6 protein-coding genes are annotated in these 5,009 nt (G+C 50.0%); 4 read left to right on the plus strand and 2 right to left on the minus strand.

The features are described from left to right. Both JJU14_RS15945 and JJU14_RS15950 read right to left on the minus strand, forming a co-directional pair. Positions 1-461, minus strand: a 461-nt coding sequence (locus JJU14_RS15945; RefSeq protein ID WP_228614711.1) for an SLC13 family permease, incomplete at its 3' end; no start/stop codon positions are given. A 75-nt stretch (positions 462-536) separates the two neighbouring features. Further along, positions 537-1,601 (minus strand): sulfate ABC transporter ATP-binding protein, encoded by a 1,065-nt coding sequence (locus tag JJU14_RS15950; RefSeq protein ID WP_228614712.1) that lies wholly within the window; start codon positions 1,599-1,601, stop codon positions 537-539. 300 nt (positions 1,602-1,901) lie between these two features. Here JJU14_RS15950 and JJU14_RS15955 point away from each other — a divergent pair, with 300 nt between their 5' ends. From JJU14_RS15955 to JJU14_RS15970, 4 genes are all read left to right on the plus strand, one after another. Continuing rightward, positions 1,902-2,942, plus strand: coding sequence for a hypothetical protein (locus JJU14_RS15955; RefSeq protein ID WP_228614713.1), 1,041 nt, complete (start codon positions 1,902-1,904; stop codon positions 2,940-2,942). Then, positions 2,942-3,331, plus strand: a complete 390-nt coding sequence (locus JJU14_RS15960; RefSeq protein ID WP_228614714.1) for a hypothetical protein — start codon at positions 2,942-2,944, stop codon at positions 3,329-3,331. The genes JJU14_RS15955 and JJU14_RS15960 overlap by 1 nt, the downstream gene beginning before the upstream one ends. Positions 3,332-3,385: 54 nt before the next feature. After that, positions 3,386-3,745: a hypothetical protein gene (locus JJU14_RS15965; protein ID WP_228614715.1), complete on the plus strand. Its 360-nt coding sequence runs from the start codon at positions 3,386-3,388 to the stop codon at positions 3,743-3,745. 82 nt (positions 3,746-3,827) lie between these two features. After that, the gene (locus tag JJU14_RS15970) at positions 3,828-4,880 is read left to right on the plus strand and encodes a hypothetical protein (protein WP_228614716.1); all 1,053 of its coding nucleotides are present in this window, start codon (positions 3,828-3,830) and stop codon (positions 4,878-4,880) included. The last annotated feature ends 129 nt before the right edge of the window (positions 4,881-5,009 follow it).

The following is a 5,009-nucleotide window of genomic DNA, read 5'->3' on the forward strand; positions in this document are numbered from 1 at the left end:
GCTACCAGGGTTTGCATGCCGCTGATCAGCGCCGCAAAAGCCAGCGGCATCATCAAGCGGCCGGGCGCAATATTGAGCCGGGCACAGATGCTCAGCACCACCGGAATAAAAATCGCCACCACGCCGGTTGAACTCATAATGGAGCCCAGAGCCGCCACCGACAGCATCAGCAAGATCAACAAGCGGATTTCGCTGTTGCCCGACACCCGCACCAGCCAGTCACCCAGCCGGTAAACAATGCCGGTGCGGACCAAACCATCGCCTACCACAAAGAGCGCTGCAATCAAAATCACCGCCGGATCGCTAAAGCCGGCCAGGGTTTGTTGCACGGTCAGCAGGCCGGTCAGCGGAAACACCGCCAGTACGACCAAGGCAACCACATCGGTACGGGGTTTGTTGGCGGCAAAGCAGCCCATGCAGAGCAGCAACATCGCCAGGACTAACAGCAACTCTGCGTTCATCAGGGGCAGACTCCGATTCTAAAACAACACTCGAAGCCTCATGGTAAACCAAAATGCCTGTTGAATCAGGCTGATTTAAATGCCTTCGCCAAGAAAGACTTTGCTGTAGCGCGGTAAAATCCAGGCCTGGTCGCCTTGCTGCAGGCCAAGCTGGCGGAACTGCTCTTTCGGTAGTTCCACATGAATAAGCTGCTGATCGCTTAAGGACATCACTTCCAACCGGGCAACAGGCCCGACAATGGTCACTAAATCCAGCGTCACCGGCAGGCTGTCGCTCTGTGCTTTGGCAAAGACATCAATTTCGTGCGGACGCACATAAGCAAAGCCTTGTTGCTCCTCTGCCTGGCTGTGCTCCGGCGATGCCAGCTCAACCGGGCCAATCTGGCTTTTGCCCTGCTGCACCCGGGCCCGGAACAAATTCACGTTACCCAAAAATTCATACACAAAAGGATTGGCGGGTTTGTCGTACACTTCTTCCGGGCTACCTTCTTGCTCAATATGGCTCTTGTTCATCACCACAATACGGTCTGCCACTTCCAGCGCTTCTTCCTGATCATGGGTGACAAACACACTGGTAATATGAATTTCATCGTGCAAACGGCGTAACCAGCGGCGCAGCTCGGCGCGTACCTTGGCATCCAGTGCACCAAAAGGCTCATCCAGCAGCAGTACTTTGGGCTCAACTGCCAATGCCCGCGCCAGGGCTATACGCTGACGCTGGCCGCCCGATAACTGGGCCGGGTAGCGCTCTGCGGTCCAGCCCAGCTGCACCAGCTCCAGCAGCTCCCGCACTTTTTTATCGATTTCAGCCTTGGAAGGCCGTAGTTTTTTCGGTTTCACCGTTAAACCGTAAGCCACGTTGTCAAACACCGTCATGTGCTTAAAGAGCGCATAGTGCTGAAATACAAAACCGACACCGCGCTCACTGACATGCTGGCCGGTGATGTCCTGCTCGTTAAAATGTACCCGGCCGCTATCAGCCTGCTCCAGGCCAGCGATAATGCGCAGCAAGGTGGTTTTACCCGAGCCGGACGGGCCAAGCAAAGCGGTCAGCGCACCAGTGTTGATGCTCAAATCGATGTTGTCCAATGCGACAAAATCGCCAAACCGCTTATTTACGCCTTCGATACGGATACTCATCGGTTCCTCTGCAGAGTGCTTATTCAGCATAGCCAGCCTGCATCATAACGACTGCTGTAAATAAGTAAAAATACTTAATTCAGATAAATTTATTCTATAAATGAATATGAAGCTCTAAGCTCGCCCTGTGTTCAACTAGTAATTGGATTGCTGTTAAAGGTTGCTCACTTCAGTAGCGAAGAAAGCGGAATGCTCACCCACTAGAAAATTACCACCTGGTGACATATAAAAAATAATTGTATCAAAAATGTTCTTACGATAAAATTTCGCAGCTTCAACCCAGCTGATAAGGACATGCAAATGGCAGATATTTACTTTCCAAGGACCACTGAGCGGGCGCAGGAGTTTTTTGCCGCTGAACCTGATTTACTCGCTCAGTATCAGCGCCAGAACCCCAGCCGACATGGCTTACTGTTCCCTAACCAACCATATTTGATGAGCTGCCAGCCCGGGGATGAAGGTGTGCTGTCTGCTTTTGATCGCTATTCTGCCCGCGAGCTGCAGCGCCTGCAGCAAATTGCTGATGCATATGACGACTATACCATAGCGCTTGCTTACGTCACTGAGGAATTGATCAAGCCGGTTATCCACCTGATCGATGAACAGGGACTAACCGCAGCCGGCGCCATGGTTGGCGCTACCAACAGCAAGTACACAGCATTTCAGCGCTCCATCGTACGCTATCAGCAAGCTCTGCTTGATTTGCACGAAGCCAGCCAGGCCAAATCGCAGGTTCGGGGCGCCAGAGCCAGAGGAGCCCATAATCCGTTGCTGGCGGCAAAAGAGGCCCATGCCCGTCGCATGCATGCTGATATGACCGCTCGCTTTCAAGCTCAGCTGCAACGCTATCATGCAACCTTGGGAGCACATGCCAACCGCTCTGCCCTGCTAAACCCCGATCGCGCTGTGAATATAGCCCGCTATGGCCGCAACAACCAACGAACCGGCCGAACCCTGCGCTTTGCCAATAGCCAGCAGGTAAGCACAGTGCAGCGTTTTGCCAGAGGCACCCAGGTAGCTAGCCGAGGTCTGCTTTTTATTGATGCTGGAGTGCGGGCAAACACTGTCTACCGTTCAGATAATCGTCTACGGGAGTTTATCACCCAGTATTTAGGTTTGGGCGCTGGAGCAGCAGCTGGCTGGATAGTTGGAAAAGGAGCTATCATCGCAATCAGTGCTCTAAGCTTATCTATTGCACTAACCCCGGTAGGCTGGGTCTTATTGGTAGGGACCGCAGCTGCTGTTGGTTTTGGTGCGGCCTATCATACCGACAAAGGCATGCAAAGAATAACGGGGTTTGGTTATGATACAGCCTCAGATTATATTCGGAGCCGCCGTTAATGGAATACACAGTACCGCTGTGGTATACATTTCTGACCATTGCACTAGCGCTTTCTACTTTCATTGCCTATCCAATAGTTGCATTGTTTGTAACCCGTCCTATTCAACGCATCTTGCGTCAGAAGAATCAGGATCACATCAGTGACTGGGTCGTTTGGCCTTTTAAGAGCGGTTGGTATGCCATGGCCATCGTAGTGCCATTTGAGCGCTGGCGTCATGAACGTAATCAAGGCTTTATGGACACAGTACTGCCGATTAGGCAAGCCGCGAACAGGTTGCAATGTTGGTTATCCCTTTGGCTGGAAGTCAGCATGTTTGGCATGGTTTTCTTAATGTTTTGCGGTCTTTTACTTGAGTTCATGGGTGTATGGTCACTTGGTAGTGGTTAGTGCTGGCCGCTTTTATGATTGGCGCTTGCAGGGCCGCCGCTAATGGAACACCCTATGCCACTTTGGTATGTATTCACGATGATAGGCCTGCTGCTTTCAAGCTTAATCGCCTACCCAGTAGTTGCGCTATTTGTAACCCGTCCAATTCAGCGCATCTTGCGTCAGAAGAATCAGGATCACATCAGTGACTGGGTCGTCTGGCCATTTAAAAGCGGTTGGTATGCCACGGTCATCCTAGTACCATTTGAGCGAATCGATCGTGGACGGAATCCAGGGTTTATGAACACTATCCTGCCTATTCGACAAACAGCGAACCGGTTGCAGTGGTGGTTATCCCTTTGGCTGGAAATCAGTATGTCTGGTATGGTTTTGCTTGGCTTCGCGGGTATGTTATTCCAGTCTTATATCGTTTAATCAGCCTTATAAACCAAGGCAATATTCGCTCTGTGGCAACATCGGTCGCCGAGCACATGCTATCGCGTGGAATGGAATTCCTGTGGAAAAATTTCAGGTTAAAATAAAACGAATTTTTATCCCCTTTCTGATCACCTCAACTGTCGCTATCGTTATTTTTTATGCCATAGTTTGGGTTTTCCTAATAAAAGCCCGGCTGCCCATAGCGCCTTACAAAGATTATTTTTTTATGACTTCGATGGCACTTCCTGTGCTGTTTAGTGCATGTCTATTTCGCCCGCGCTTGTGGCTATTGCAAAAATCATACGGCGGCTACATTAGTAACTACAGCTTATACAATCTGTTTATTGCATTAGCCATGATGCATCCTATGATGTGTGCGCTTAGCTATGTTGAGTACAGCTATTTCGGACTGATAGAAGTAGAGCATGCCAAAGAGGTAACAGAATATCCTAACGAACAATTTTTCCACATCAATCACCTGAAGATCGACACAGCCAAATGTAAACAGCATTCAACTTTAACTCCACCGACCAAACCAAAAGGCTATACGTATGACTTCCAGCTGTTTTATAGCTGCCCTATTGAAGGAGCATCCGATGTTATGCTGGCTGCGCGATACACAAAAGGCCACAGAACTTCCACCAAGAACCCCTTTCATCACCCAAGCGAGCTAAGTGTATACAATGCCTTCTATGACTTTGCGTTGGAGTCGCATCAAAAGTTCCAGCGGTTGGATGTCAACAGCATAACTTACTTAGAACAAGTAAAGGGCACATACAGCAAGATTGGGTTTTGTGAAGCCGCTTCAAAAGCAGGCGCTGATTGCGGCCAACAAAACCTGCTATTTTTGAAGCCTCAAACCAAAGCTTTCGAAGTCAGAGGGCACTATCTCATTGTACTGTCTATAATTTCTTACGGGGTGTACTCCTGCATTGTATTGCTGATGCTTCTATTCAGCAAATTGCATGATGATTATGACAACATCGAAAACACCACCTTTACAGGAATCCTTGCCGCTATTTTTCAGCGCTTTCAAGACTACCAAAAGCCAGCCTCAACCTCTAACCAGGGCAGAACTGTCGGTTGGCAACATCCTAAGAGCCGAAGAAACAGAAAACGCCGCGGATTTTAGCTTCGTTTCAGGTGCGCAGCCTGTGACTGCACACCTAAACCCAGTATCCATTACTCAAACTGCCACACCTTGCTTGCCCAGCGTGCGCTGCCATGCAGCAGCCTACTGGTGGCCTCGCGCAGCCGTACC

Source organism: Alkalimonas sp. (assembly GCF_020831925.1).
Lineage (GTDB): Bacteria > Pseudomonadota > Gammaproteobacteria > Enterobacterales > Alteromonadaceae > Alkalimonas.